At 59.9% G+C, this 21,630-nt stretch carries 21 protein-coding genes; 9 read left to right on the top strand and 12 right to left on the bottom strand.

The features are described 5' to 3' along the window. The first annotated feature begins 151 nt into the window (after positions 1-151). From ACFPM8_RS17345 to ACFPM8_RS17360, 4 genes are read left to right on the top strand one after another with little or no spacing between them, the layout of a single operon-like run. Positions 152-775, top strand: coding sequence for a paraquat-inducible protein A (locus ACFPM8_RS17345; protein WP_378999294.1), 624 nt, complete (start codon positions 152-154; stop codon positions 773-775). Beyond that, positions 772-1,440, top strand: coding sequence for a paraquat-inducible protein A (locus ACFPM8_RS17350; protein ID WP_378999296.1), 669 nt, complete (start codon positions 772-774; stop codon positions 1,438-1,440). The genes ACFPM8_RS17345 and ACFPM8_RS17350 overlap by 4 nt, the downstream gene beginning before the upstream one ends. Then, positions 1,437-3,065 (top strand): PqiB family protein, encoded by a 1,629-nt coding sequence (locus tag ACFPM8_RS17355; RefSeq protein ID WP_378999298.1) that lies wholly within the window; start codon positions 1,437-1,439, stop codon positions 3,063-3,065. Before ACFPM8_RS17350 ends, ACFPM8_RS17355 begins: the two co-directional genes overlap by 4 nt. After that, positions 3,065-3,679 (top strand): PqiC family protein, encoded by a 615-nt coding sequence (locus tag ACFPM8_RS17360; RefSeq protein ID WP_378999300.1) that lies wholly within the window; start codon positions 3,065-3,067, stop codon positions 3,677-3,679. Before ACFPM8_RS17355 ends, ACFPM8_RS17360 begins: the two co-directional genes overlap by 1 nt. Positions 3,680-3,805: 126 nt before the next feature. On the opposite strand, the gene ACFPM8_RS17365 is transcribed toward ACFPM8_RS17360, so the two are convergent. From ACFPM8_RS17365 to ACFPM8_RS17395, 7 genes are all read right to left on the bottom strand, one after another. Next, on the bottom strand, positions 3,806-5,089 hold the full coding sequence (locus ACFPM8_RS17365) for a fimbrial protein (protein ID WP_378999302.1): 1,284 nt from the start codon (positions 5,087-5,089) through the stop codon (positions 3,806-3,808). Positions 5,090-5,106: 17 nt separating this feature from the next. Then, positions 5,107-5,667 carry a fimbrial protein gene (locus ACFPM8_RS17370; RefSeq protein ID WP_378999304.1) on the bottom strand — a complete coding sequence of 187 codons (561 nt, stop codon included), beginning with the start codon at positions 5,665-5,667 and terminating at the stop codon, positions 5,107-5,109. Beyond that, positions 5,664-8,279 carry a fimbria/pilus outer membrane usher protein gene (locus ACFPM8_RS17375; protein ID WP_378999307.1) on the bottom strand — a complete coding sequence of 872 codons (2,616 nt, stop codon included), beginning with the start codon at positions 8,277-8,279 and terminating at the stop codon, positions 5,664-5,666. Before ACFPM8_RS17375 ends, ACFPM8_RS17370 begins: the two co-directional genes overlap by 4 nt. Positions 8,280-8,297: 18 nt before the next feature. Then, on the bottom strand, positions 8,298-9,089 hold the full coding sequence (locus tag ACFPM8_RS17380; RefSeq protein ID WP_378999309.1) for a fimbrial biogenesis chaperone: 792 nt from the start codon (positions 9,087-9,089) through the stop codon (positions 8,298-8,300). Between the two features lie 148 nt (positions 9,090-9,237). Then, on the bottom strand, positions 9,238-9,804 hold the full coding sequence (locus ACFPM8_RS17385) for a fimbrial protein (RefSeq protein WP_378999311.1): 567 nt from the start codon (positions 9,802-9,804) through the stop codon (positions 9,238-9,240). Positions 9,805-10,379: 575 nt separating this feature from the next. After that, complete coding sequence (locus ACFPM8_RS17390; protein ID WP_378999313.1) at positions 10,380-10,766, bottom strand: type II toxin-antitoxin system VapC family toxin; 387 nt, start codon at positions 10,764-10,766, stop codon at positions 10,380-10,382. Beyond that, the gene (locus tag ACFPM8_RS17395; RefSeq protein WP_378999315.1) at positions 10,763-11,008 is read right to left on the bottom strand and encodes a type II toxin-antitoxin system Phd/YefM family antitoxin; all 246 of its coding nucleotides are present in this window, start codon (positions 11,006-11,008) and stop codon (positions 10,763-10,765) included. The genes ACFPM8_RS17390 and ACFPM8_RS17395 overlap by 4 nt, the downstream gene beginning before the upstream one ends. Before the next feature lie 296 nt (positions 11,009-11,304). On the opposite strand from ACFPM8_RS17395, the gene ACFPM8_RS17400 reads away from it, so the two are divergent. Then, positions 11,305-12,042 (top strand): LysM peptidoglycan-binding domain-containing protein, encoded by a 738-nt coding sequence (locus ACFPM8_RS17400; RefSeq protein ID WP_378999317.1) that lies wholly within the window; start codon positions 11,305-11,307, stop codon positions 12,040-12,042. Next, complete coding sequence (locus tag ACFPM8_RS17405) at positions 12,030-12,455, top strand: hypothetical protein (RefSeq protein WP_378999319.1); 426 nt, start codon at positions 12,030-12,032, stop codon at positions 12,453-12,455. Before ACFPM8_RS17400 ends, ACFPM8_RS17405 begins: the two co-directional genes overlap by 13 nt. A 187-nt stretch (positions 12,456-12,642) precedes the next feature. Here the strand turns inward: ACFPM8_RS17405 and ACFPM8_RS17410 are convergent, their stop codons facing one another. Genes ACFPM8_RS17410 through ACFPM8_RS17420 form a run of 3 tightly spaced genes read right to left on the bottom strand, consistent with a single transcriptional unit; the run spans position 12,643 to position 15,275 of the window. Then, the gene (locus ACFPM8_RS17410; protein ID WP_378999320.1) at positions 12,643-13,377 is read right to left on the bottom strand and encodes an rRNA pseudouridine synthase; all 735 of its coding nucleotides are present in this window, start codon (positions 13,375-13,377) and stop codon (positions 12,643-12,645) included. A gap of 53 nt (positions 13,378-13,430) precedes the next feature. After that, a complete protein-coding gene (locus ACFPM8_RS17415) occupies positions 13,431-13,655 on the bottom strand; it encodes a hypothetical protein (protein ID WP_378999322.1) in 225 nt (74 codons plus the stop codon). A 57-nt stretch (positions 13,656-13,712) separates the two neighbouring features. Beyond that, the gene (locus ACFPM8_RS17420) at positions 13,713-15,275 is read right to left on the bottom strand and encodes a CYTH and CHAD domain-containing protein (RefSeq protein ID WP_378999324.1); all 1,563 of its coding nucleotides are present in this window, start codon (positions 15,273-15,275) and stop codon (positions 13,713-13,715) included. A gap of 458 nt (positions 15,276-15,733) precedes the next feature. On the opposite strand from ACFPM8_RS17420, the gene ACFPM8_RS17425 reads away from it, so the two are divergent. The 3 genes from ACFPM8_RS17425 (at position 15,734) to ACFPM8_RS17435 (ending at position 19,297) form a co-directional block, all read left to right on the top strand. Further along, entirely contained in the window at positions 15,734-18,433 is a 2,700-nt protein-coding gene (locus tag ACFPM8_RS17425; RefSeq protein ID WP_378999327.1) for a TonB-dependent receptor plug domain-containing protein, read from the top strand. A gap of 226 nt (positions 18,434-18,659) precedes the next feature. After that, positions 18,660-18,782: a hypothetical protein gene (locus ACFPM8_RS17430; protein ID WP_378999329.1), complete on the top strand. Its 123-nt coding sequence runs from the start codon at positions 18,660-18,662 to the stop codon at positions 18,780-18,782. Positions 18,783-18,898: 116 nt separating this feature from the next. Then, positions 18,899-19,297: a hypothetical protein gene (locus ACFPM8_RS17435; RefSeq protein WP_378999330.1), complete on the top strand. Its 399-nt coding sequence runs from the start codon at positions 18,899-18,901 to the stop codon at positions 19,295-19,297. A 144-nt stretch (positions 19,298-19,441) separates the two neighbouring features. On the opposite strand, the gene ACFPM8_RS17440 is transcribed toward ACFPM8_RS17435, so the two are convergent. Together ACFPM8_RS17440 and ACFPM8_RS17445 are read right to left on the bottom strand one after the other, a co-directional pair. Continuing rightward, entirely contained in the window at positions 19,442-20,065 is a 624-nt protein-coding gene (locus ACFPM8_RS17440) for a trimeric intracellular cation channel family protein (RefSeq protein WP_378999332.1), read from the bottom strand. Between the two features lie 184 nt (positions 20,066-20,249). Then, positions 20,250-21,293 (bottom strand): 5'-methylthioadenosine/S-adenosylhomocysteine nucleosidase, encoded by a 1,044-nt coding sequence (locus ACFPM8_RS17445; RefSeq protein WP_378999334.1) that lies wholly within the window; start codon positions 21,291-21,293, stop codon positions 20,250-20,252. Positions 21,294-21,630 lie beyond the last annotated feature (337 nt).

Raw genomic sequence — 21,630 nt, forward strand, 5'->3', positions numbered from 1 at the left:
CGGATCAACAATCGCCGGCACGGTAGCGTTTCCAGGTGGCGCCATTGTTCCAGCGCGATCAGCGCGGCTCAAAGAATCTCAAAGGAGTCTAAAAGGCAGGGAAGATTTGTTGTTAGAATCTATCCCCTTCCATCTTCAAATCAAACCGACAATGCGCGAAGTCCCCGACCTGATTGCTTGCGAAGGATGCGATGCGCTGTATCGCAAGCAGCCATTGGGCCACGCTGAAATCGCCCGCTGTCTGCGCTGCGGCACCGAACTGGAGCGCGATCCGGGCAGTCAGCGCGAACGGCTGCTGCCGCTGACCGTGGCGGCCCTGATTCTGTTCGTCATCGCCAACGCCTTCCCTATCGTCGAGATCGAACTGCAAGGTTTGCGCAGCCAGACCACGCTGTTCGGCGCCATCCTGTCGTTGCAGGCCGAGGGCATGTCGCTGGTGGCGCTGCTGGTGCTGGCCACCACCATCCTGTCGCCGCTGTTGCAGTTATTGTTCCTGTTCTATTTGCTGATCCCGCTCGCGCGGCAAGTGCGGCCGCCCGGATTCAGCTGGCTGGTGCGCGCCATGCAAGCCATGCGGCCGTGGGGCATGGTCGAAGTTTTCCTGCTGGGCGTGCTGGTGGCGGTGGTCAAATTATCGAATATGGCGACCGTCTTGCCGGACGCCGCATTGTGGGCCTTTGGCGGGCTGACGGTGGTATTGACTGCCGTGTTTTCTTTCGATCCGCGTTATTTCTGGCAGATGGCGATGGAACCACCGGAAGCAACGCGCTCATGAAGCAGGCGAACAATCCCGGCGACGGCGACGACCTGGCGCTGCCGACTGCCGCCAGCCTGGGCATGGTGTCCTGCCGTCGTTGCGCGGCCGTCTGGCAAGGCGCCGGCGAACATGAACGCTGCGGCCGCTGCGATACCCCGCTGCATGCGCGCAAGCCGGCCAGCATCCAGTGCACCTGGGCCTTGCTGGTCGCCGCCTGCATCATGTACCTGCCGGCCAACCTGATGCCGGTCATGATCACCAAAACGCTGTTCGGCGTGCAGCAGGACACCATCATGAGCGGCGTGATTTATTTCTGGGTGTCCGGCGAATGGGAGCTGGCCGCGATTATCTTTATCGCCAGCTTTTTGGTGCCCTTGTTCAAGCTGACGGCGCTGATTTTATTGACCGCGACCGCGCAGCGGCGCAGCCGCTGGCGCCGCCTGGAACGCACCAAGCTGTACCACGTGATAGAAGCGATCGGCCGCTGGTCGATGCTGGATGTATTCGTGGTGTCGCTGCTGGCCGGATTGGTGCAGATCGACGGCTTCGCCAGGATCAATGCCGGCTTCGGCGTGTTGGCGTTCGGCTCGGTGGTGGTGCTGACCATGCTGGCCTCGCTGACTTTCGATCCGCGCCTGATTTGGGACGATAAAGAGACAGAACACAACGAAAGCAAAAAATGAGTGAAGACAAACAAGATCCTCAATTACCCCCGCTGCCCTCCCCCAAAATCAGCCGCAAGCGTCAATGGCTGCCATCGCTGGTGTGGCTGATCCCGATCGTGGCCGCCGTGGTCGGCCTGGTCCTGGTCGCCAGGATCCTGAACGAGCGCGGGCCGGAAATCACGATCACCTTCCGCACCGCCGAAGGACTGGAAGCCGGCAAAACCAAGGTCAAATACAAGGATGTCGACATCGGCACGGTGCAGGCCATCAAGCTGAGCAAAGACCGTTCGCACGTATTGGCGGAAGTGCAATTGTCGAAAGAGGCGGAAAGCTTCACCGCCGCCGATACCCGCTTCTGGGTGGTGCGGCCGCGAGTCGCGGCATCCGGCATATCGGGCCTCGGCACTTTCTTATCGGGCGCCTATATCGGCGCCGATGCCGGTACTTCGGCAGAAACAAAACAGGTATTTACCGGCCTGGAAGTGCAGCCCATCATCCAGGTCGGCGCCTCCGGCCGCCAATACTTGCTGCATGCGAGCGACCTGGGGTCGCTGGATATCGGCTCGCCGGTGTACTACCGGCGCATCAAGGTCGGCCAGGTGGCGGCTTACGACCTCGATAGCGACGGCAAGGGCGTCACGCTGCGCATCTTTATCGACACGCCTTACGACAAATTCATCGGCATGAACACCCGCTTCTGGCATGCCAGCGGCTTCGACATGCAAATCAATGCCAGCGGCTTCAAGCTGCGCACGCAATCGCTGGCGACCGTGGTGCTGGGCGGCATCGCGTTCCAGTCGGCCGACGACGACCTCGGTGCGCCGGCGGTCGCCAACACCGCCTTCGCGCTGGCCGAAGATGAGAGCGCCGCCTTCAAAGAGCCGGACGGCAAGGCCGACACCCTGCTGCTCTACTTCAACCAGTCCCTGCGCGGCCTGACGCCAGGCGCCAGCGTCGATTTCCGCGGCGTGGTGCTGGGCGAAGTGAAGTCGATCGGGATCGACTACGACGCCGCCAAGCGCGAATTCAAAATGCCGGTGGTAGTGCAGATTTACCCCGAACGCCTGGGCCGCAAGTTTGCCGAGGATGAACGCCACTCCAGCCGCACTCCGCAGCAGCGGCTGCAATACATGGTCAGCCGCGGCTTGCGGGCGCAGCTGCGCACCGGCAACCTGCTGACCGGACAGCTGTATGTCGCGCTCGACTTCTTCCCGAAAGCGCCGGCGGTGCAGCTCGACACGTCCAAACCCTTGACCGAGCTGCCGACCATTCCGAATAGCCTGGATGAAGTGCAGGCGCAAATCGCGGAAATCGCTCGCAAGCTCAGCAAGGTCCCGTTCGATCAGATCGGCAGCGATTTGCAAAAGACGCTGGGCACCCTCAATCGCACGCTGACCACCACCGAACAACTGGTGCAACACCTGAACAGCGATGTCGCGCCGGAGATGACGGCCGCGATGAAAGACGTGCGCAAGACGCTCAATGCGGCCGAACGCACGCTGTCGTCCGATGCGCCGTTGCAGCAGGACATACGCCAGACCTTGCAGGAACTGACGCGCTCGGCCGCATCGCTGCGGGTCTTGACCGATTATCTGGAACGCCATCCCGAATCGCTGATCCGGGGCAAGCAGGAGGACAAATAATGACATTAAGCACATCCCGCCTATGCAGCCTGGCTGCCGCGCTGCTGCTGGCCGCTTGCGCCTCGGCGCCGACCCGCTACTACACGTTGTCGGCGCCGCTGCCGGACGCTGCCGTCGCGCAAACTCCACCCATCTTCATCGAAGTGATGCCGGTCGCCGTGCCGGAACGGCTGGCGCGTCCGCAGTTGGTGGTGCGTCCGCAAGGTGTGCAAAATGCGCGCGTGGAGATCCTGGAACAGGATCGCTGGTCGTCGCCGTTCAATAACGAACTGCGCGATGCCCTGGCCGGCGGCATCGCCAACCGGCTGGGCGCGGTCGACGTCACGCGCGGCGGCCGCCCATCGTCGCAAGCGGCCTATCGGATCGCGGTCGAACTGCGTCATTACGATGCCGTGCCGGGCGCGCAAGTACAGGCGACATTCGGCTGGACTATTACCCGCTCGGACGACAGCCGTAGCGCGGCCTGCCAGTTATCCGTCACGGAAGCGGTCAACGGCGCCGGCATGGATGCGCTGGCACTGGGCGTGCAGCGCGCGGTAGCGGCGGCGGCAGCGGCGATTTCTGCGAATGTGACGGCGCTGCAGGCGAATCGCACCGTGCAGTGCGGCGGATAAGGTCAGCCACTCTCCAATGCTGTCCATGCACTTATTTAGTTCCGCTTCTCGATGAGCAATAGGACACCCCCCAAGTAGCCCGCAAAGCGCTACGTCCTGCGGCAGCAGTTCGGCGTTGCCAAGCCGCTAACGATAAGTAGCATTGATCGTAATCGCGCCATTGGCGGTGCCGGGCACGACTTCGCTGGCGGTCTGCTTGTAGCGCACCTTGAACCCGTAGCCGTTCTGCGCATTGGCGCTGGTCGTGGTCCAGTCGACGCTGCCGGCCGGCGCCACGGTTTTGCCGTCCTTATCCAGCAATTCGATTGCGACCCCTTTGGCGGTGCTGTCGCTGCTGAGCGGGAACAAGGTGTCGCCGCTGGTGCCGGATAGGCCAAACGTGATGCCGCTCAGGCTGCTGTCGCAGCCGGCAAAGCTGAGCTTGGCATCGACCGAGGACGAGGTCGCGCCAGTGCCGCTGAACACCGATGCTGCGACATTGCCCAGGCTGACGGTGGCCGGCCCCGACATGGTGCAGGTTGGGGTGGTGATGGTGCCGGTAGTGACATTGAAACTGGCGGCCTGCACATCGGAATATCCCGGAGGGGTACGGAAATTGATATAGCCATACTGCTTGAAATCCAGCGTGCCGGCGGTAATTGGTCCGGTCTTGATAAGCCTGAATTCGATGTTTCCACCATGCCAGTAATAGCTCCCGGAAAATCCCTTGCCTTCCGCGGTAGAAGTGAATGCGCCGCCGTTACCGTCGCTGGTCGGGACGATTTGATAGCCGATGCCGCTGAGGTTGGTGCTGTACACATCGGTATAGCCTGACACCAGCTTGCCCTCTGTCGTCCGTCTCTGTGGGTAGCTAGTGTCCCGACAGTCGGTCACGATATTGCCGGCCGTGGGCATGTTGACCGTGACGGTTTTGATGGTTGCGCCAACCGCAGTATTTGACGGCACGGAGATGCTGCCTAACGGCACGTCGCGCTTCGCAGTGGTCCACGATGAGGTTAACTCGCAATTACCGACAGCTTTAATCCGTATTTTGGATACATCCCATATGATCATGGGATATTCTTGACTCGATACGTACGTGAACCAGTCCCAGCCTAACGATCCTCTCCCATAAATATAAAGCCGTCTGACGTTGTGGAACGAAAATGAGTGAACATGGAAGTTGGGCATAGAAAACTCCACTTCTTCACCGTAGTCATTTACGCTCTTGCAAATAGACTGCCCTTTGTAATTTGCCTCGCGATACACACAAACTGCCCCCGCACGTGCTTCAGAGTTGAGTATCAATGTCATTACTAGAGCAGCAAGCAACTGGATGACGATTTTCGCCACGCGTGCTGGCACCACCTGAGCACAGATAGCGTGCGGCGAGGCCTCGCGGCTTTGCACTTGGTGACTCGTATTATTCATCCCCGATTCCCTCAACCTTAGTCATAGCTGATATCGACCGTCACGCTGCCATTAGCAGTGCCCGGCGTCACCGCCGCAGTAGTTTGCTTATAACGGGCAAACAATTTATAGCCGGTCGCCGCAGCAGCGGTGTTGGCTGGCGTCCAGTTCAGCGTCGTGCCGGGCTTCAGCACGGTCTTGCCATCGGTATTCAGCAGTTCCAGCGCGACGCCGCTGGCCGCGCCGCTGCCGGCGCTGAGCTTGAACAAGTCGGGGTTGACGCTGTCGGCGTCTTTGTCCGCGCCGATTTTCAGCGCCACCTTCAGGTTGGTCACCGACGGGCAGTTCAGCTTCACATAAAAATCCTTGGCCGCGCTGGTGGCGCCGACCGCGTTGAAGTCGCCGGCGCCGATGCTGCCCATGGCCACTGTTTGATTGGCGTCGGCAGCGTTGACGGTACAACTGGTGGCGGTGATGGTGCCGGTCACATTGAGCGTGATGCTGTCGGCCAGCGCCGGCGCATTGCTGGCAGCGACCAGCAATGCCGTCAGCAGTGCCAGCCGACGCCGGCTGCGGCGTGAGGTATGCCTGATGTTCATGATTTTTTATCCTTGTTGTCGGCTGGCGCTTGGCCGCCGGCCAGTTGCTCCGAAACGCAGGTTGCGTTGGCAATCCGCTGCACCGAGACGTTATCGTCGGCGCTGCGCTGCATGCCGGCGCCTTCGCTGGCGACCGGCAGTTGCAGATCGACGCGGCAGCTGTCGGCGGCCTTGTCGCCCCAGCGCACCAGCAGCAGGTCGCCGTGGTTGACGCTGGACAGGAAGGTTTCGCCATCCTGGCCGACCATGGCTTTTTCGATGCCGCGGCCATCTTCGACCCGGGCCCCGAACGGCAGCGGTTTGCCGCCGGCATCTTGCAGCGTGACCAGCACCCGCGTGCCGTTGGACGCGGCAAAGCGGGTCAGCAGCACCGCGCCGCGGGTCGGCACCACTTCCGTCACGCCATCCTTGACGTCTATCCCTTCCGGCAGACTGGCGGCGTCGAGCGCGATGCGGTTGTGCCGGTACGGCGTCAGGTTGGGCACCACCGCGGTGCCGCTGCCGTCGGTGCGCAGGCCGGGCCGCGATTCGATGCCGATCCCGGGCCCGCCGGGAATTTCGACGATGGCCATCGTCTCGCCCAGTTCCTGGCCCAGGGACACACCGCCGGCATAGGCCAGCGCACCGCCGGCCAGCGACAGGTTGGTCTTGCTGTAACCGACGCCCTGGCTGCGGCCCAGATCGACCCGCCCCTTGGCACCCAGATAGCTGAGCGAAGCATTGACGCTGGCGTCTTGCCCGGCGCCGCCGCTGGCGCTGACGTTATAGCTGAGGCGGCGGTCTTCAAACGCGGTGCCGTACAGATTGGCTTGACTGCCGAGCTGGCCGCTGGTATCCCGGCTGGCGCTGAGACTGGCGCTGGCGTTGTCGCCCAGCGGCAGCGACAGGCTGAACGTCAGCTCGCGATTGGGACGGCTGCCGCCATCGTTGCTGTAATTGAAGTTGATGCCGTAGGACAGCCCCTTGTAAGAGCCGGAGTAGCCCAGTTGCAGCATGTTGTTCTTGCTGCTGCGGCCCCAGTAGGTTTGTTGCGACAGCGACAGATAGACCGAGCCCAAGCTGCCCAGTTGCTGGCTCAGCGAACCCTCGATGCGGCCGCGGCGATTGTAGAACGGCCGGTTGTGATCCTCGGCCGCCTGCTCGGCGACCGACTCCGAAAAGCTGCGATAGCCGGGCGTGGAATAGCGGTAGCCCAACAGCCGCAGATCGGTCGAGCTGGGCCGGAACGATTTCGCATACAGCAGCCGCAGCGACTGCCCGCTCTGGCTCGCGCCGCGTTCGGTGCTGCTGGTGGCATGCGACAGATCCAGCGAGACGGCACCGGCATTGCCCAGGTTGATGCCGGCACCGAACGCCGCCGATTGATAATGCGGCGACAGCAGCAAGCCGCCGTAAGGCGTGATGCCGTGCGCGAAGCCGCGCGCCAGCGTGCCCAGCAAAAAGCGCGGCCGCTGGCGGCCGTTGTAGCCGCTGCGATATTCGCCGGCGGTGGCGTTGTAGCTCCACAAGCCCTCGCGCTGCAAGGTCGGCACCGCCGAATACGGCTGCGTATATTTGGTCTGGCGGCCGTCGGCCTCGGTCACCACGACTTGCAGATCGCCGCTGCCGGACATCGGATACAGATCGTCGATCACGAACGGGCCGGGCGCGACGTAGGTGGTGTAGATCACATAACCGTTCTGCCTGACGGTCACGGTGGCGTTGCTTTGCGCCGTGCCGCGGATGGTCGGCGCGTAGCCGCGCATGCTGTCGGGCAGCATGCTGTCATCCGAGCTGAGCTGCACGCCGCGGAACTGGAAACCGTCGAAAATCGCGCCCGGCGTATTGCTGTCGCCAGCCACCAGCCGTCCGCGCAATGCGTGCAGGTCGCGCTCCACATAAGTATTGGCAAATTGCCACTGGCCGCGACCGTTCTCGCTGCGGTTATAGGCGCCGACCCCGCGCAAGCGCCAGGGGCCGAGATTGACGCCGCCGCGCAGGCCCAGGTAAGCCGTATTGCTGCTGTCCTGATGGCCGTTGTAGCTGCGTTCCGCTTGCGCCAGGTTGAGCTGATAGTTCAGCATCGCCGCGCTGACCCCCTGCTCCCACAAGCCCTGATCGATGGCGCCGCGCGCGCTGCGCTGCATCGCCGCTTGCGGCACGCTGACCATTAATTTCTGGGTCTCGGGCTGGTAGCTGATGCGGGCGTCGGGGATGCCGATGTCCTTGGTATCGACGCAGGTCAACGCATCGGCCGCCGCCAGCGCCGGAAACGCCGCCGTGTTGACGCCCCATTCGGCCAGCATCGGAGCGGTGACGCACGGGGTCGCATCCTGCTCCGGATTTTCTGCTTTGAACGGAAGCGTGCGCGCTTCGACGTGCGCGCCATTGACCAGCACGTCGACCCGGTAATCGCCGGCCAGCACCCGGTTGCCGGCGGCAAAGATCGACAGATCGGCGGTCGCGCTGGCGCCGCCCAACTCCAGGAAATCGTTATTGAATTCGACGTTGTTGTCAGCCCAAGCCGGACCCAAGGCCGTCGCGCAAACAAGCGCGCACAGCAGCGCCAGCGGCCGCATGCGCCAGGCGCGCGGCCGGGCGGCAAGTCGGATGCGGGCGGGCTGCTTGCACATCAACGCGCTCCACGCGGCTTATTTGGCGCTGGCGGACGGCGCCGCCAGGCGGATGGTTTCGGCATCGGTTTCGCCGCCGAAGTCGTTGATGGTGGTGAACGTCACCGAGCTAGGCGCTTGCGGCACGGTTGCTGTGGTCGCCTTGCGCGGCGTCAGCGGCAGCATCAGTTCGGCCAGCGGCGCCACCATGCCGCCCTTGATCTCCTGGCTGTTGTTGTCGGCATCGGCCACCTTGACCGAACCGAAAGTCAGGTGATAGCGCGAAGCATTGGCAACCTTCAGCGCCGGCTTGCCGTCGGCGCCGGTCGCCAGCGACCAGCTCAATTGCTTGGCGGCTTCGGCCGCCTTGCCTTCCAGCCCGGGCGGCCGGTAGAACAGCTTGACGCGGCTGCGGATTGCCAGTTGCAGCACATTGTCTTCCTGGCTCTTGGGCGGGATTTCCTTGACGTTAAGGATGAACACCGACTCGCGATCGGTCGGCAGGTCGCCGCCGTTGCGCAGGATGCGCAGCATGCTTTCCTTGCCGGCATCCAGCCGCAACAGCGGCGGCGCCACCAGGAACGGCGCGCGCGGCGCATCGGCGGCGCTATCGCCGTCTCCCATCTGCTCGACCCAGCTCTGCACCACGTAAGGCAGCTCGGGGCCGTTCTTGACCGTGACCGATGCTTCGCGCTTGGCGCCATCGAAGATGACCCGGGTGCCGCTGATCGTGACGCCTGCATGCGCCGCCGACATCAAGCCGGCGGCGCACAGCAACGCGGCCAGCGTGCGCGCGGAGCGGCGCAAAAAAATAGGGGTATGAAGGGACATGATTACTTCCGGAAAATGATTGGGGATCAGGCGCGGGCACTGCCGCTGGCACGGCATGCCGCGCGATCAACTTGAACAACGCAGCGTTGCGGTCCGGCCGCGCCGCTCTCGCAAGCGGATTGCGGCCGGGCGATCAAGCCGCAGTGGCTTAGTCGTAATCCACGGTAAACATCGCAGTGCCGTTGGCCTTGCCTGGGACTACGCCTGGAGCGGTCACTTTGCCGTTGCCATCCTTGACGTCGGCCTTGGTCGCTTGATAAGCGGCCTTGAACTTGAGCACGTTGCCGCCTTCGGTCAGCGTGATTTTTTCGCCAGCCGTACCGATGCTGTAAGGCTTGCCGTTAGCGTCAGTCACCAGGATGCCGACACCCTTGGCGGCGCCTGCGCCGTCAGCGATTTTCAGCAGACCAGCGGCATCCGCATCTTCCACGCCGGTAAACTTCACCGTGGCGCCATTCAGCGTCGACGAACTGCAATCCTGCAATTCGATCGTGAAGTCGGTGCCGGTCGATTGTTTGCCGACCGCGTCCAGCACTTTGGCCGATACGCTGCCCAGTTGTACGGTCTGGTTGTTGCTGCCGCCCTTGATACCGCAGACGTCGGCCGTGATATCGCCCTTGAACTCGATTTGACCGGTGCTCGCCGCAAAGGCGGAGGAGAAACCGGCGCAAGCTGTGCCGATAATCAACAGCTTGGCGATGGTACTTTTTTTCATACTATTTCCTTTGATTGAATTCATGAATTGAAAAACTGCCAGTGCCAGGCATGAATGAAAGCCGGGTATTGACAGTTGCCAAGTATGAAAGAAAGGAAACAATTCGAGAATCGGCCTATGACTATTCTTGACCTTCCTGGATTCCTATTCCATGTCGCAACCAGTCCTATCTCGGGTAAGGCACTGCTGGGCAAGAAGTTCATCCGCAAGCAGCTAATCATTTCAAACGTGAACCGGGCGATCTGGCACGTGAAATCATAAGTATTCGGACGAGAGTCGGCCGTCCAGTTGGAGGGGCCTTTTGGCCGCCTTCACCCGTCGGAAATAGCGATTAGGGATAGTCGTAGTTTTAGCGCGGACGTGAAAAGGCGCGCGCCAGGCGCACAGACGTTGCGAAGCGGCGGCGAGAAAGCTTCGGTAGACGGGATGCGCTGATTGAGGCCGGTCTGCCGACCTCCGGCTTTGAGCGGAACATGGCGGCGAAAAAGCTATCGACATGCCCGAGATTTGTTATCCACTACAGGCGGCGTTATCTGGCCGGTCGGCGCGCATTTAATACGGCGCTGCTAAGCGAGTCAAACTCTTCGTACTGGACCGGCATACTGCGCCACCAAGGCATCGGCAGTCAGCAGGGTGATGCCCTCTACTATCGCCTGCGCGACAAGCATACGGTCAAAGGGATCTTTGTGAATCGACGGCAAGCCCTCGATAGCTACAGCATGTTCGCTGCCCATCGGAAGCTCGCTATAGCCGTTGTCCAGTAGGCCTCGGCGTAGCAGCCGTGTATCCACCTGAAAATCATCTCGGCCCAGCCCGCGTTTGATGGCGATTTCCCACAAACTGACCGCGCTGAAAAACAACTCGTTGTCTGGCGCTTGGATCAGGGTGCGTGCGTCCGCCGATAGTCGGTTCGGCTCCCCTGCCGCCCACAGCAGGAGATGTGTGTCCAACAGCAGCTTCATGCGTCGCCACCGAAAAGCTGTTCGATCTCCGCACCACCCATCTGGTCGAAATCATCTGGAACAACGATTTGTCCAGCCATGAAGCCCAGTCGTTTCACCTGCCCGGCTTCAGGCGCATTCAACGCCGTGACTTTGACTAGCGGTTTGCCAGCCTTGGCGATAATGAACGATTCACCTTTGGCGGCTTGTTCAATCAAGCGCGATAAGTGGGTCTTGGCTTCGTGGATGTTGACGGTTTGCATGACAGCCTCTTTAAACTAAGTCGCATTAGTTTAGTCCACTCATGCAAGGACCGCAAGGACTGCGCCTGCGGCGCGCTTAACGAGCTCACCGATTCGCCCGCCGATACCCTTCATCATGCCTGTCCGATGCGGCACAGTGCATCCAAGAATTGCTTTACCGACAAATAATATTTCCATCAACATTATCAAAATTATATTGTTGCACCTCATTTCGACATTCTCCCATCGTCGCATCGGGCCGACCGACTCGCTGGTGCGGCGATGGGGATTCTCCTCAATCTGAATAAGGAAACAGCATGACAACAGCAAGCAAGCCGAGGTCCGCCTATGAGAAATGGCAGGATGGAATTGACAAGGCAGCAGGCAATGCCGAGTGGGATATCTACGACTGTGAAATCCGAATGGCCATCAATGAGTTCGACCGCCACCTGTCCGGAACGGCAGGTTATTTCCGCCTGGATTGGCAACTTGTTAAGGCCATGATCTGGGTAGAGACTGGCGCAGTAAGCAAAAAATGGAGATCAAATCCTATGCAGATTGGCAATCCCGGGGATCCAGGGCTTACGTCATTTTTGACGGGTAACGAGGGTGGGAGCTTGATCCTGCCGCCTGTGTGGCAGGGAAGATTGACGGTCGGCACGGCGAGCAGTTTTGTCTCGCACAATATACGTGCGGGCATCGGTTATCTGCTAATGCGGATGGCAAATTTTGCGATCAAGAACGTGCCGGATACTGACACTCGTACTTATGAGGTAACGGTCAAGGTTGGTGACAATCTCGACAAGATCGCCAGGACGCAGGGCACGACCATTGAGTCGCTAAGGCAACTCAATCCAGGCGCGCATATGCTGCGTCCCGGTCAAGTATTGAAGTTCCGAAAAGCCGCAATGCGAAAGGTGATCGTTGGATGGAAATTCATCACTCCTTCGAGTGTCGCCACCTACTACAACGTCGGCGATTCAATGTATGCCAAGAAACTGGACTACGCTCTTTCCATCATACGCAAGGGAAAGGCGGCGGTATGTACACAGTAAAAACCATCGCCCTATTCCTGCTTATTGCTTCGGCAAATGCTGCGTTCGCTGCTGACAAGCCGTTTACAGGTGTTTTCGGCGGCACTGGCCGGGCCTGTTCCGGTGGGGCCTACATCCGCACCAAGACCATTGAATGGAATTCGACTTACAGCATTTGCAAACCGAGCCGTTACGAAGTCCTTGAAAAGAACCTGACAGAGAAGGATCACAAACGAATCGTTTATCGTTTAAAGGATCGCAGCAAACAATGCAGATCCGAGGTGATCGAGGTGGAACAGGTCAGTAGATACGGCTGGAATGTCAGCGGCTATCCATCGCTTGAGGTTTTCCAGAAAAGGGATTTGCCCGATTGGGGTAATTCCCCCTTGCCGGAGCGGCAAATTTTGTCGTGCCCGATGGTCGGGCCGGATTGATTAATAAAGGGAGGCAGTTTTTCCCGCCGATGTTGGCATGCCTTGATGGCAATCGGCTTCCCGACGCCCGAATGCCAAAGTATCGACTCCGTAGCCCGTTAAAAAGGGGCGGAGCAATTTTCGCGATAACCCTGCAAAAAAACCTCTTCCCCTATTTAACTACCGCATCTTAATCTCCAAGCGTTTCTCAAAACCGCTCATATCCCAGCAAATAGCGCCATTGCCCCACCGCCAGACCAGCCATCGGCAAGCGTCCGATGCGGATGCATTTGATTGCCACCACTTGCAGTCCGACCTTTTCGCACATGTGGACTATCAAGCCGCGCGGCGGGGTCTTGAGCGCAAAGCGCAGGCGGTGTTCGCTTTGCCAGCTGACCTTGATCGGCGGCAGCGGCTTGCCACTGAAGCTCAGGCCGTGCTTGAGCAACTGCAAGCCGTCGGGCGCGATTTGTCCGCTGACCTCGACGATGACTTCGTGCTCGATGGTGGCGGCGTCGGCTATCAATTTGCGCTTGATGCGCCAGTCCTGGCTCAATACCTGCAAGCCGCTGGCCTTGGTTTCCAACGGGTCGATCAGAGTCAAATCCTGCAGGTGGCGCTTCAGGAAACGCAGGTTGGAACGATCGTCGGCGGCGCGCAAGTCGGGGGCTATCAGTTGCGCCAGCAGCTCGGCCGGCGGCGTGTCCAGGGGAAGCGCCAGACCGGCCGGCTTGTGCCACAGGATGGTAACCGGCTCCAGCGGCTCCAGGCTGGCTCCCGGCATCAGTTCGACCGTCTGCCGTGGGTCTATCCGGCAGCCCGGCTCTTCCACCAATTGGCCGTCGACCCTGACCCAACCACCTTCGATGTACTGTTCGGCTTCCCGGCGCGAGCAGGAGACTTGTTCGGCGAGATGTTTGGCGAGGCGGATGGATTCTGTCATGGGGCGGATCGGTCGGTGCTGAATGGAGGGCCGCTATTGTAACCGGCTGCTGTTTATTTCTTGTACAGCCCGGGCTGCGATTTGTTTCTTTGTTCGTAGATGGCCTTGGCGTCTTGCTCGGCGCGCTCCTGGGTGCGCATGGCCGGATCGTCGTCGTGCAAGGTGAAATAGTCGGCAGCCTGGGCGCGCATCACATATTTGATCGCGTCCGCATCCTTCAGGTCATATCTTTCCACCATCAGCGTGGTGACTTCGTCCAGGTATTCTTCGTAGGTCATGATGACTCTCCAGCTTTGATTAAGGTTACAGATCAGGTTCAGGGCGCGTATTCTGCCCTATTTGCTCTTCACAGGCGGTTTTAATGCAATGAACCCGTGCCACAGGCGGACGATTTTGCGCAGTTCGCGCCGGCTGTCGGCGGCATAAAAGCCGCTGACGAAACCGCTGCCTGCGGCCAGCTTCGGCTGCTTGCGCACCAGCTGCTGCAATAGCTGCGCGGCCACCGCCCTATCGTTGGCGCCGCCCAATGTATCCTGCAAAGTCATCAGCGCGGCTAGATAGGCATGCGTGCGCCGGCTCGGGAAATACGACTGGAAAAATTCTGCGACATAGCGTGTTTTCTTGGCGGCGATGCGGGTCCGGTGGCGCAGCTGAGCGTCACCATGCTTGAGTTGCTTGCCGCGCTTTCGCAGCTTCTGCTGCAATAAGGCCAGTTTTTCCTGGGCGAATTGTTTGAGCGGCATCGCCAGCAACGCCAGCTGATCGGCGGTCTCGCTATCGCTCTCAAGCAGCACGTCGCGCCAGTGCTGGCCCTGCAACCAGCTAGCCAGCAGCAACATCAGCCGCGCATAGCGCACCGAATCGACGGCGGCAACGGCGACTTTGCGCTGCGTCCGCGCTTGCCGCAACGCCAGCTCGCACAACGCTGTCAGTTGCGGCGCATCCGGACAGCGCACGGCGACATTGGCCAGGGTCTCGTCGGCCAGCACTTGCCAGTCGCGCGCCGGACCCAGCTCGCCACCCAGCCAGTCGAGCTCAGCCAGGATCTCGACCGGGTTCGGCAGCGCCCGTCCAAACACATCAAATGCAGCACGCAGACGCCGCAAACCGATGCGCATCTGGTGCACGCTCTCGGGGTCGCTGCCGAACACCACGCCGGACTCGTTGCCCTGGATCTGCGCCAGGCAATCGCCGGCGATGACTTGGAACCCTTGCTCCACGTCCAATGCGGGATCCAGCTCGAACGTTTCCGCCTTGATCACCGCCGGCGGCTGCGGCACATGCAAGCCGTAGCCGCGCTCGGCCTTGCTGATATTGCCGACCCGCAGCGCAACCTTGTCCTGCAGCGCCAGGGCCAAGTCGAACAAGCTGCCGGCATCGCCCGCCTTCAGTTCCAGCTCGACCTCGCTGATCGGCAGCTGCTGGCGGCCGTGCTGCACCGTGCCCTGATCCAGCGCCAGCTCCACCTCGGCGCCGTCGGCCAGCCGCAATAACCAGATGGTGCGCTGAAATTCGGTCGTAAATATCGGTGTCAGGCGCTTCGCCAGAGTCGGGTCGGACAGCAATTGCGCCAGCGGCGAATCGTCCGCCTCCGCCAAGGCGCGCAAGGCGCTCAAATCGGGATTGGCGCCGCCGACCTCGGACTCCCATTCGTGACGCTGATGCAATCCGGCTTCGACCCGGCCGCCGCCCTTGAAAGTCTGGACCCAGCTGCGCCCTACTTTGCGCACCCGCAACGCGGCCTCGTTCTGCTTCAGGTAAAGCTCCGGCGTATCGAAATAAATGCTGGTCAGCTGCTGCGTGCGCGGTTTGCCGGTTGCGGTTTGTTTTAACAATGGATGACGCCGGAAAGCGCCGACCTCGGCTGGATCGAGCAGCAGTTTTAATTCGAGTTCCATGATTTTGCAGGTGTAAAAAAGCGGTGATGGGTTGGCATTGCTTGGCCCAGGTTGGCAACTGGCAGTAGCAACAGCTTGCTGGATAGCCAAAAAACATATCGACAGTATAGGCAGCCAAGCGCGCCAAGTCCCGTCAATTTTCCCGGCATACATTCAATGATTGTCATCGCAGTTGGCGGTTTGCCTGCTGTGGCTGACGACGCCCACCCTCGCAAAACAGTGCCACACGGAAATGTCTTACCACACAAAATATGACATTTGTGACACTGATCAGCAAAAACGCAGCGATTAGAGAATTGCATCTAAGCATTTACATTTATTTACACAAAACAACAAATTAATACAGAATGATGCCTCCTTGGGCATTGTCGAGTTGACACCGGACGATGCTCTCGATGCGTTGCGCGGCCTATTCAGACTCGCCATTTTCCAAAAACACGACACGGAGCCCTTCCCTGATGAAAAAAACGCTTTTGGCATCAACCATTGCTGCAATCGGACTCATCCACCTGCCCTCGGCCTATGCTGCCGACGCCAAGGATGATGCAGTTTCGGAGTCAGAAAAAAAACTTGAACGCGTGACCATTACCGGTTCAAACATTTCGCGCATCAACAGGGAAGGCCCGACCGCGGTCGAGACCATCAAACGCGCGGAGATCGAAAAATCTGGCGCCAGCACCGTGCTTGAGCTATTGAGCAAATTGCCATCGGTTTCCACGGTCCTGAGCGGCAACGATAATCTGTCGTTCGCGATCGGCGCATCATCGGTATCGTTGCGCGGCCTTGGTTCGAAATACACTTTGATCCTGTTGAACGGCCGTCGTCTGGCCAACTACGGTTTCGCCGACGGTGCGGAAAACTCCTTCGTCGATTTGAACAACCTGCCGCTGGCCGCGCTTGAATCAGTCGAAATCCTGCGCGACGGCGCCTCCGCGATTTACGGCTCAGACGCAGTAGCGGGCGTGATCAATTTCAAAACCAAGAAAAACTATCAGGGCATCGAAGCCAGCGCCAACCTTGGGAGCAATGAACACGGCGACGGTAGCACTGCCAATGCCAGCATTACCGCCGGTTTTGGCGATCTTGATAAAGATGGGCACAACTTGTTGCTGAGCGTCGACGTCTTCCATCGCGATCCGCTGTGGAGCGACAAGCACGACGCCACCAGGGACCGTGACTTCTTCACGCGCTTTCGCGGCGGCGACGCGCGCAACCCCGACCTCTATCTGGGCTCCGTACGCGACTTCACCAGCGGTGAGCCGGGCGTTCCGATTCCAGGTTGCCGAGGTACAGTTGGCGTCTCTCCCGGCACCGGCGACTTGGACTGTTTCACCAACCAAAATGTCCAGCTTACGCCGAGAATCGAACGAATCGGGATCTCTGGAATCTTTACCCAACGTCTGAGCGGCCAGAATGAGCTGTTTGCCGAAGTCGGACTGAATCACAGCGAAGTCGATTTCGAAAGCGGCTTCCCGCGTTTTGACACTGCGTTCATAGGAAAAACCGCCGGCTCAACCAATCCCGGGCTGAACAATTTGCCAGGGCCAAGCGCCGATGGCTCGTCAGTTGGCTTTACGCCAGGCGACAAATTGCAGGTGTTTCGTCGTATTTATGAGGCGGCGCCGACCTCGGACCACATCACCAGCGATAGCCTGCGGCTAGTCGGAGGCTGGCGCGGTACGCTCGGCAACTGGGACAGCGAAGCAGCCGCCACCTACAACCGGAGTCGCCTCACCGACCGCACCACCGACGCGGTGCTGAAAGACGCGTCGTCGGCCTCGCTGCAGCGCGGCTTGCTTGGCCAGGGCGGTTACGATCCTTTTGTTTTCCAGAATCCTGCCAGCGTGGTCGATCCGCTACTGACAACCGCCCGCCGTGAATCCATCTCGCAACTGGAAACGGCGGACTGGAAAATGTCCACGCCCAAGCTGTTCTCTTTGTTCTCCGAATCGGTCGGATTCGCCTGGGGTGCGCAAGCCAGTCACGAATCCATCGACGATCGGCCGGATCCACAGATGGTGGCGGGAAACATTACGAATTCGGGCGCAACCGCCAGCAGGGCCAGCCGCTCGGTATATTCGCTGTATGGCGAATTTAACGTGCCGATCATGAAGCAGATTGAAATGCAGTTGGCGCTGCGCGGCGATCATTACAGCGACTTCGGCAATTCGGTCAATCCAAAAATCGCGCTGGCCTGGCGTCCTTCGAAAGAAGTCCTGGTCAGAGGCTCGGCCACCACCTCGTTCAAGGCGCCGACCCTGCCGGAAATCAGCTCGACCACGACCGGCTATGCCAACAGAGTTGCCGATTACGCCCGCTGCGGCCCGCTCGGGTATGTGGGCGCAAATTGCAGTTACAGCCCACGCCAGTTTTCAGTAGGGAATCCAAAGCTGGAGGCGGAAAAAGCCAATAACTACTCGTTCGGTCTGGTGCTGCAACCGACCAAAGAGCTGTCGGCAAGCATCGACTGGTACGGCATCTGGCAACGCAACACGATCCAGGCGCTGGACCCGCAATACCTGGTCGACCATGAAGACAGCATCCCGGGTTACGCCGCACTGGTAGGCCGCGATCCGCGCAATTCCGCTTTGGAAGCCAAGCATCCGGGACTCACCAAGGGCCGTATCAGTACCGTCACTACGCCCTATATGAATGTCGGCAAAACCAATACCCAGGGACTGGACATCGATCTGAAATACGGATTGCCGCTCGGCAGCTGGGGCAAGCTGACCTTCCGCGAGGTCAATAACTACACCCTCAGTTTCAACCAAAGCATTACCCCAGGCGCCACACCGGTCAGCCGACTGGACACGCTCAACCATCCGCGCTGGAGCAATTCGTTCCGGGTCGGCTATGAGTACGGCGTCCACGAACTGGCCTTCACCGCGAGAACCCAGGCCAGTACGCTCAATATCGACGACCCGACCCACGCTCAGGACCCGGCCATTACCAATGCGCGGATTCCTTCTTTCACGGTATGGGACATGAACTTCAATACCCGGCCGAGCAAGAACCTGACGCTGAACTTCGGCGTCAACAATCTGTTCGACAAGGCACCGATCTATGCGAATACGGCCTATCTCGATGACTTCGTGCAAAGCCGGAACGACCTGACCGGGCGCTTCATCTACGCCAACATGCGGTATCAGTTCAAGTAAGCCAGCAATATGAACGGCGTCGGCGGGCGCGAAAGTGCCCCGCCGACGCCGCCGCAGCGACTGCAAGTCCCTCCTTCCGCTACGCCCCCCTCACCCTCAAACCATCCCACCCCGCCAAAGCGCGGCAGCGCTTGGCCGCCATCGGATATCGCATCCGCAAAATAAGATTTGTCTCATCCGATTAATAAGATCGCACCGATTTTCGCTATGCCGTGCCGCAGCAATAATGGCGGTCATGACAAAAGCAGCGCAATTATTCCAGTTCCAATTGATCGTCAAGCCTGTCAATGACCTGAGTAGCGACTTCATGCCGGGCGGCTTGTTCACGCTGGAAATCAAGCACCTGTAAGGTGCGTCGCCTTTCCTTGCAATCTCCCTGATGGCTGGTCATCCCGCGTCTGTCGTGAAAGCGGCACACAGGTTTTTCGCATTCATTTACTCATCCTTAATTCGGAGTCACCCACCATGAAACTCACGCCATCCGCCATCAGACTTCGCCCCATGATCCAGGCCGCCTGCCTGCTTGGCTTGCTCGCCGGCGGCGCGTCGCATGCCACAGGCGTACTGCCGGACACCTCGGTCGTGATCGTCAACGAAGAAGACGGCGAAGGCGCCATCAACATCAAGAACACCGACGGCAAACCGGTGGCCAGCAATACCAAAGTCGATTTGCCGAAAACCTATATCCTGCCCGGCGAAAAACTCGACCTGATGGTCGATAGCTACGACGCGCCCATCGCCGGCGCCCCGGCGCCAGCGGCTAAAGCTGCGGCAGTTGATTCGATCGATCATGCATCCGCTCACGCATCCGTTCATGCTGCCGCTTATGCAGCCTATAACGCGGCAAACAAATCGCACAGGTGAATGCCTTGCGCCGTCTTGCCGCATGCGCTGTCTTATTTGCGACGGCCTTGCCGCAGATTAAACAGCGCTGCCGCTACTGTGGCGCACCAGCGTATCGAGATAGGCGGGTTTGCCAAACTCTGCCGTAGGTTTTTCGAGGTACCCCTAATCGAAGCCGCGCAAGCGGTCGCTATTAAAGCTCGGCAATTGCCAATGAAAGCGCATCGCCAGCAGACGGAACAGGAAGCCCGCGCCTATCGCAAGCAGCGGCGCCAACGCCGGATCGATCTCGAACCGGAGCAAGCCGACATATAGCGCACCGGTAAAAAGTGCGACGGTGGCATAAAATTCACGTTGCAGCACCAGCGGAATCTGGTTGCACAACACGTCGCGCAGCAAGCCGCCGAAAACGCCGGTCATCACGCCGGCCAGCACCACAATGCCGGGGTGTAAGTCAAAGGCTCGGGCGACATCGCAACCGATCACGCTAAACGCCACCAGTCCCAATGCATCGACCAGCAAAAACACGGTGCGCAAATGGTGCATGAAACGCGCCACCAGCGCCGTCGCGATGGATGCACCGATCGTGAACAACAGGTATTCGGGATGGGCGATCCAGCCCAGCGGATAGTGGCCGAGCAGCACATCCCGGATCGAGCCGCCGCCCAGTGCGGTGACCGTGCCGATCAGGCACAGACCGAACAAATCCATGCCGCGCCGCATGCCCATGATGGCGCCGGACATGGCCTCGGCCACGATGGCGATCAGGTAGATGGTGTGCAGCAGCATGGGTTGGCTCCTTGGGTGGAAGATCTGATGATGGTGTTATAGGGCTCAAGCAAATCAACACCTCGGCGTTCCGTGGCCCGTTGAACGGGCGGTAGGTTGGGCTGCAAAGCCCAACATTTCTTTAATCATGACCAAACGTTGGGCTTTGCAGCCCAACCTACGCATCTACGTTGATGCATCGCGATCAGTGCGTATGACGACGCTTCCATGCGTCCAGGAAGGCTAGCGTCACACTGGCCTCGTTGGTTTCGGCCAGGCCGCTGCCGAAGAAGGCGCCGACATCCTTGAAATCATTGCCGCCGGCCAGGTCCGACAAGCTGCGGAACGCAATGAACGGCACCCGATTGGCATACGCGACATGGGCGAAAGCCGCGGTTTCCATATCCACCGCTTCCGCCTGCAAGCTGCTGTACAGGTAAGCACGGTAATCGGGATTGGCCAGGAAGGCAGTGCCGGACACCGCCCTGCCGCCAACGCGCAAGACGGGTTGGGTGCTGACGCACAAGGAGGGATTTTTCGGTCCGCACTTTGCCAGCTCAGGCTTCAAGGTACGCGCCACCGCCAGCATCGCCGGATCAGCCTGATAGTCAAAACGGAACTCGCCTTGCGGCGCATTGGCCGCATTCATCACAAAATTGTCGCGCATGAAAAGACCGGTGCTGACCGCGCCCTTAGGCGTACCGATCTTGAAATCGGGGCGCGGCTGGCCGTCTTGGGTCGCCAATTTGAGGCCCAGGCAGCTGACATCGCCGGCCGTACCGCAGGCCGCGGGCACGCTGCCGTCGCCGTTCCAGTACACCTCCATCGGCATCGCCCAGCGCTCCGGCACGATCACGTCGCCGACATGGCTGGCCGGATTGACGCCGCCGGCAATCCCGCTCAACAACAAGCGTTCGATATGAAAATGATCCAGCATCAGTTGCGTCATCATGGTCGCATTGATCATGCTGACCCCGCTCAACACTATCGTCACCGGGTTGCCGCGCAGCTCACCGGTGGTAAAGCGATTGCCGTTGATCAGCCAGTCGTGTTTTTTCTCGGTCTGCGCCAGCAGGATGTCGGCCTCGGCGCCAAAAGCCGAGACTATCCCGATGCGGGGCGTGCACTCGGTCAGGCAATGATGATCGGCCACCGGCACCGCGCAGGCCGCGGTCATCAGGGTGGCGCCGGCCAGCACGGCACAGCCGGCCCGGCGCAAGATTTTCAATAGAAGAGGTTGAGTAAACAAGAGAGTCCCTTTCGCTGGATGGATTCAGGTGCCGGTGGGCACCGGTAAGTGTCAATTAATCAGTCAATGCGACGAGCTTTTGCAAAAAGACAGGCAGGCGATCGCGGCCTCGAGAATAACCGAAGTGGCGTGGGCAGGAATAGCCCTAAAGAAACAAAACGGGGTTGAAGTAGGTCGGAAAAGCGTAGCGCCTTCCGACATGGCGAACCACCGAAAAAAGCCAAGGGCTTGACCAAGTGATGCGATTCACGCCGTCGGAAGGGTGTAGCAGGGGTTTCAGATGGCATGCCATCTGCCTGCGGAACGGTATCCGCTTGCAAGCGGATACGCGCCCTGC

The sequence above is a fragment of the Paraherbaspirillum soli genome, assembly GCF_042654985.1.
In the GTDB taxonomy this organism is placed as follows: Bacteria; Pseudomonadota; Gammaproteobacteria; order Burkholderiales; family Burkholderiaceae_D; genus Paraherbaspirillum; species Paraherbaspirillum soli.

Coding starts and splice junctions, on each gene's coding strand:
- ACFPM8_RS17435 (WP_378999330.1), top strand. CDS start 18,899: ATGAAACTCACGCCATCCGCCATCAGACTTCGCCCCATGATCCAGGCC.
- ACFPM8_RS17410 (WP_378999320.1), bottom strand. CDS start 13,377: ATGACAGAATCCATCCGCCTCGCCAAACATCTCGCCGAACAAGTCTCC.
- ACFPM8_RS17360 (WP_378999300.1), top strand. CDS start 3,065: ATGACATTAAGCACATCCCGCCTATGCAGCCTGGCTGCCGCGCTGCTG.
- ACFPM8_RS17375 (WP_378999307.1), bottom strand. CDS start 8,279: ATGTGCAAGCAGCCCGCCCGCATCCGACTTGCCGCCCGGCCGCGCGCC.
- ACFPM8_RS17385 (WP_378999311.1), bottom strand. CDS start 9,804: ATGAAAAAAAGTACCATCGCCAAGCTGTTGATTATCGGCACAGCTTGC.
- ACFPM8_RS17420 (WP_378999324.1), bottom strand. CDS start 15,275: ATGGAACTCGAATTAAAACTGCTGCTCGATCCAGCCGAGGTCGGCGCT.
- ACFPM8_RS17390 (WP_378999313.1), bottom strand. CDS start 10,766: ATGAAGCTGCTGTTGGACACACATCTCCTGCTGTGGGCGGCAGGGGAG.
- ACFPM8_RS17405 (WP_378999319.1), top strand. CDS start 12,030: ATGTACACAGTAAAAACCATCGCCCTATTCCTGCTTATTGCTTCGGCA.
- ACFPM8_RS17350 (WP_378999296.1), top strand. CDS start 772: ATGAAGCAGGCGAACAATCCCGGCGACGGCGACGACCTGGCGCTGCCG.
- ACFPM8_RS17370 (WP_378999304.1), bottom strand. CDS start 5,667: ATGAACATCAGGCATACCTCACGCCGCAGCCGGCGTCGGCTGGCACTG.
- ACFPM8_RS17425 (WP_378999327.1), top strand. CDS start 15,734: ATGAAAAAAACGCTTTTGGCATCAACCATTGCTGCAATCGGACTCATC.
- ACFPM8_RS17440 (WP_378999332.1), bottom strand. CDS start 20,065: ATGCTGCTGCACACCATCTACCTGATCGCCATCGTGGCCGAGGCCATG.
- ACFPM8_RS17365 (WP_378999302.1), bottom strand. CDS start 5,089: ATGAATAATACGAGTCACCAAGTGCAAAGCCGCGAGGCCTCGCCGCAC.
- ACFPM8_RS17380 (WP_378999309.1), bottom strand. CDS start 9,089: ATGTCCCTTCATACCCCTATTTTTTTGCGCCGCTCCGCGCGCACGCTG.
- ACFPM8_RS17395 (WP_378999315.1), bottom strand. CDS start 11,008: ATGCAAACCGTCAACATCCACGAAGCCAAGACCCACTTATCGCGCTTG.
- ACFPM8_RS17345 (WP_378999294.1), top strand. CDS start 152: ATGCGCGAAGTCCCCGACCTGATTGCTTGCGAAGGATGCGATGCGCTG.
- ACFPM8_RS17355 (WP_378999298.1), top strand. CDS start 1,437: ATGAGTGAAGACAAACAAGATCCTCAATTACCCCCGCTGCCCTCCCCC.
- ACFPM8_RS17400 (WP_378999317.1), top strand. CDS start 11,305: ATGACAACAGCAAGCAAGCCGAGGTCCGCCTATGAGAAATGGCAGGAT.
- ACFPM8_RS17415 (WP_378999322.1), bottom strand. CDS start 13,655: ATGACCTACGAAGAATACCTGGACGAAGTCACCACGCTGATGGTGGAA.
- ACFPM8_RS17430 (WP_378999329.1), top strand. CDS start 18,660: ATGGCGGTCATGACAAAAGCAGCGCAATTATTCCAGTTCCAATTGATC.